Below are 4,311 nucleotides of genomic sequence, written 5' to 3'. Positions count from 1 at the left end.
GCACCCACGATGCCGCTGCTCAATGTCGAAGACCACCGGCGCCGTGCGCGCCGGATGTTGCCGCGCCTCGTGTTCGACTATGTCGACGGCGGTGCCGAGGACGAGCGCTGCCTGCAGCGCAACCGCGATGCGCTCGAACAGCTGCCGCTGATTCCCGAATGCCTGCGCGACACCAGCACGGTGGACATCGGCATCGAACTGTTCGGCCGCCGCTGGCGCGCGCCTTTCGCGGTCGCGCCCATCGGCCTGGCCGGCCTGGTGCGCCCCGGCGCCGACGCCCTGCTGGCCCGCGCGGCCCAGGGCGCGGGCGTGCCCTTCGTTCTCTCAACCGCATCGAACACGCGCATCGAGGACGTGCGCGCGGCCGCGCCCGACGCCACGCTGTGGATGCAGCTGTACGTGATGGGCGAGCGCGCCATTGCCGAGCGCATCGTGCGGCGCGCACGCGCGGCCGGCTTCGAGGCGCTGGTGCTCACGGTCGACGTGCCGGTCAGCGGGCTGCGCGAGCGCGACCTGCGGCACGGCTTCCGGTTGCCGATGCGCCTCACGCCCGCCACCGTGCTCGACATGGCGCGCCATCCGGCGTGGCTGATGCGGCTCGCACGCAGCGGCATGCCGCAGTTCGCGAACCTGCTGCCGGACGACGACGGCGCGCCCGTGTCCGCGCAGGCGCAGGCCGCGCTGCTCTCGCGCACCATGGACCGCCGGCTCACCTGGGAAAGCCTCGCCTGGCTGCGCAAGCTCTGGGACGGCCCGCTGCTGGTCAAGGGCCTGCTCGGCGCCGGGGACGCGCGGCGCGCCGTGCGCCACGGCGCGGACGGCATCGTGGTGTCGAACCACGGCGGCCGCCAGCTCGATGCGGCGCCCGCGAGCATCGCCGTGCTGCCCGCGATGGTGGATGCCGCCGGCGGGCGCATTCCGGTGCTGATGGACGGCGGCATCCGGCGCGGCAGCGACGTGGTGAAGGCGCTGGCACTGGGCGCGCGCGGCGTGCTGGCCGGACGTGCGCCGCTCTACGGCCTGGCCTGCGGCGGCGAGCAAGGCGCGTTGTCGGTGCTGCAGCTGCTGGCACAGGAAACCGAACGCACCATGACGCTGCTCGGCGCCACGCACGCGGCCGAGCTCGGGCTGCGCCACGTCGGCCGGCCCGAGCCGCCGCCCAAGGAAACCCTGCAAGGGAAACCCGCCATTTACGCGGCGCGCGCCGCTGCCTAGATTGCACGGATTAGTTCAGAAACATAACGAAGGAGACCATGAAAACCCACCGCCACTCCCATCATCCGAAGCGCCCCGCTGCGCCGGCCCTGATCGCCATCTGCGCCGCCCTTGCACTCGGCACGCCCGCCGTGCAGGCGCAGGACAAGGCCGTGCAGATCAAGCTCTCGAGCTGGGTGCCCGCGCAGCATCCGCTCAACCCCGCGCTGCAGGCCTGGGCCGACGACATCAAGAAGGCGTCGAACGGCAGCATCACCGCCATCCTGTTTCCATCGGAGCAGCTCGGCAAGGCCTTCGACCACTACGACATGGCGCGCGACGGCATCGCCGACTTCGCCTACGTGAACCCCGGCTACCAGCCCGGCCGCTTTCCGGTGATGGCGGGTGCGTCGCTGCCCTTCCTGTTCGCCAACGGCAAGGAGGGCTCGGCCGCCATCGATGCCTGGTACCGCAACTACGCGGCCAAGGAAATGAAGGACGTGAAGTACTGCTTCGCGTTCGTGCACGACCCCGGCACCTTCCACTCGCGCAAGAAGATCACGCTGCCCACCGACATCAAGGGCATGAAGGTGCGGCCCGCCACCAGCACCGTGGGCCAGCTGATCACCTCGCTGGGCGGCACCAACGTGCAGGCCTCGGCGCCCGAGTCGCGCGACATGCTGGAGCGCGGCGTGGCCGATGCCATCACCTTCCCCTGGGGATCGATCGGCCTGTTCGGCATCGACAAGGTGGTCAAGTACCACATGGACGCGCCGCTCTACGTCACGCCCTTCGTCTGGGTGATGAACAAGGGCAAGTACGACGCCATGTCCGCCGGCCAGAAGAAGGTGATCGACGAGCACTGCACCAGCGAGTGGGCCCAGAAGGTGGCCGGGCCGTGGGCCGACTTCGAGTTCGGCGGACGCGCGAAGATCGCTGCGCAGCCGGGCCACGAGGTCTACAAGCTCACGCCGGAGCAGCTCGATGCCTGGCGCAAGGCCGCAGCGCCTTCCGAGGCGCAGTGGGCCGACACCGTGAAGAAGGCGGGCGAAGACCCGAAGGCCGTGATGGATGCGCTCAAGGCCAGCCTCGCCAAGTACAAGTCGGCGCTCTGAGCGATGGCTGCCCGGTCCGTCCGCTACATGGACCGCGCGATCAACACGATCGAGTGGCTTGCCGCCATCTTCGTGGGGATCGTCGCGCTCAACATCTTCGTGGCCGTGGTGCTGCGCAAGTTCTTCGACACCTCGATCCCCGACGCCTACGACTTCGGCCGCATGCTGCTGGGCATCCTGATCTTCTGGGGCATTGCGGCCACCAGCTACCGCGGCGGCCACATCACGGTCGACCTCGTGTGGACGGCCGCGGGCCCGCGCATGAAGCGCGTGATCGACGTGTTCGCCACGCTGGTGCTGCTGTTCGTGGTGGCGGTGCAGACGGCCATGCTGTGCGACAAGGTGCGCGGCACCTACGTGGACAACGTGCTGACCTACGACATGAACATTCCGACCTGGCCGTTCTATGCCGTGGCCTGGGCCGGCGACGTGTGCGCGGTGCTGCTGATCGCCATCCGCACCTATCGGCTGATCTTCCATCCCGAGCAGCTGGAAGAAGTCCACGCTGAACAGAAAGCCGATGAATGAGCCCCGATGCAGTTGCGATTCTTGGCTTCGTGGTCCTCTTCGCGCTGATGCTCTTGCGGGTGCCGGTGGGCATGGCGATGGGCCTCGTGGGCGTAGCGGGCTACAGCTATCTCGTGGGCCCTGGGCCCGCGCTCAAGCTGGTCGGCCAGACCTCCATGCGCACCGTGACCGACTACACCTTCGGCGTGATCCCGATGTTCATGCTGATGGGCGCGCTGGTGTCGGTGTCGGGCGTGAGCCGCGAACTCTTCAAGGCCGCCAACTCGATGATCGGCCACATGCGCGGCGGGCTCGGCGTGGCCACCGTGGTGGCCTGCGGCGGCTTCGCGGCGATCTGCGGCTCCTCGGTGGCCACGGCCGCCACCTTCTCGGCGGTGGCCTATCCGGAGATGCGGCGCTTCAACTACCCGCAGTCGTTCTCCACCGGCGTGATCGCCGCGGGCGGCACGCTGGGCGCCATCCTTCCGCCTTCGACTGTGCTCGCGGTCTACGCCATCCTCACGCAGCAGGACATCGGCAAGCTCTTCATGGCGGGCATCGTGCCCGGCATCCTGGCCATGGCGATGTACGTGCTGACCATCGCGATCATCGTGAAGGCGCGGCCCGGCTGGCTGCCCGGCGGCGAGGTCAAGCCGTGGTCGGAACGCCTCAATGACCTGAAGAACGTGTGGGCGCCGCTGGTGCTGTTCGTGTTCGTGATCGGCGGGCTCTACGGCGGCTTCTTCACGCCCACCGAGGCCGGCGGCGTGGGCGCGAGCGGCGCCTTCATCCTCGGGCTGCTGCGGCGCAAGCTCGACGGCCCGAAGATCCGCGAGGCGCTGCTGTCGGCCACGCGCACGGCGGCGGCGGTGTTCACGGTGCTGATCGGCGCGCTGCTCTTTGGCTACTTCCTCACCATCACGCAGAGCCCGCAGAAGCTCACGGAATTCCTCACCGGCCTGGGCATCGGCCGCTACGGCGTGCTTGCGCTCATCATGCTGATGTACCTGGTGCTCGGCTGCCTGATGGACGCCATGGCCATGATCATCCTCACGGTGCCGATCATCTTTCCGGTGATCGTGCACCTGGGCTTCGATCCGATCTGGTTCGGCGTGATCATCGTGATGACGGTGGAACTGGGGCTGATCCATCCGCCGGTGGGGATGAACGTGTTCGTGATCAAGAGCGTGGTGAAGGACGTGAGCTTCACCACCATCTTCAAGGGCGTGCTGCCGTTCATCGTGACGGACATCGTGCGCCTGGTGATCCTGATCGCGTTTCCCATCATCGCCCTGTGGCTGCCGACGAGAATGAACTGATGAGCATGGCCAAGGAAATCATCTACACCGCACGCGTCGAGTTCGGCGACTGCGATCCCGCCGGCATCGTCTGGTTCCCCAACTTCTTCCGCTGGATCGATGCGGCGTCGCGCCACTTTTTTGCCGAATGCGGCGTGCCGCGCTGGGAAGAAACGGCCGAGACGCTGGGCGTGATC

General features: G+C 68.1%; 5 protein-coding genes. All 5 read left to right on the top strand.

From position 1 onward, the window contains the following. Nucleotides 1-9: 9 nt before the first annotated feature. Nucleotides 10-1,215 (top strand): alpha-hydroxy acid oxidase, encoded by a 1,206-nt coding sequence (locus tag AC1DOC_RS21575; protein WP_412511578.1) that lies wholly within the window; start codon nucleotides 10-12, stop codon nucleotides 1,213-1,215. Nucleotides 1,216-1,253: 38 nt separating this feature from the next. Then, nucleotides 1,254-2,309 carry a TRAP transporter substrate-binding protein gene (locus tag AC1DOC_RS21570; protein ID WP_412511579.1) on the top strand — a complete coding sequence of 352 codons (1,056 nt, stop codon included), beginning with the start codon at nucleotides 1,254-1,256 and terminating at the stop codon, nucleotides 2,307-2,309. 3 nt (nucleotides 2,310-2,312) lie between these two features. Then, nucleotides 2,313-2,837, top strand: a complete 525-nt coding sequence (locus AC1DOC_RS21565; RefSeq protein WP_412511580.1) for a TRAP transporter small permease — start codon at nucleotides 2,313-2,315, stop codon at nucleotides 2,835-2,837. Continuing rightward, nucleotides 2,834-4,135 (top strand): TRAP transporter large permease, encoded by a 1,302-nt coding sequence (locus tag AC1DOC_RS21560; protein WP_015866691.1) that lies wholly within the window; start codon nucleotides 2,834-2,836, stop codon nucleotides 4,133-4,135. Before AC1DOC_RS21565 ends, AC1DOC_RS21560 begins: the two co-directional genes overlap by 4 nt. A gap of 5 nt (nucleotides 4,136-4,140) precedes the next feature. Beyond that, nucleotides 4,141-4,311, top strand: a 171-nt coding sequence (locus tag AC1DOC_RS21555) for an acyl-CoA thioesterase (RefSeq protein ID WP_478130453.1), incomplete at its 3' end; no start/stop codon positions are given.

The sequence above is a fragment of the Variovorax sp. 01T439_2 genome, from assembly GCF_056398445.1.
This window is presented reverse-complemented; position numbering and strand designations above follow the sequence as displayed.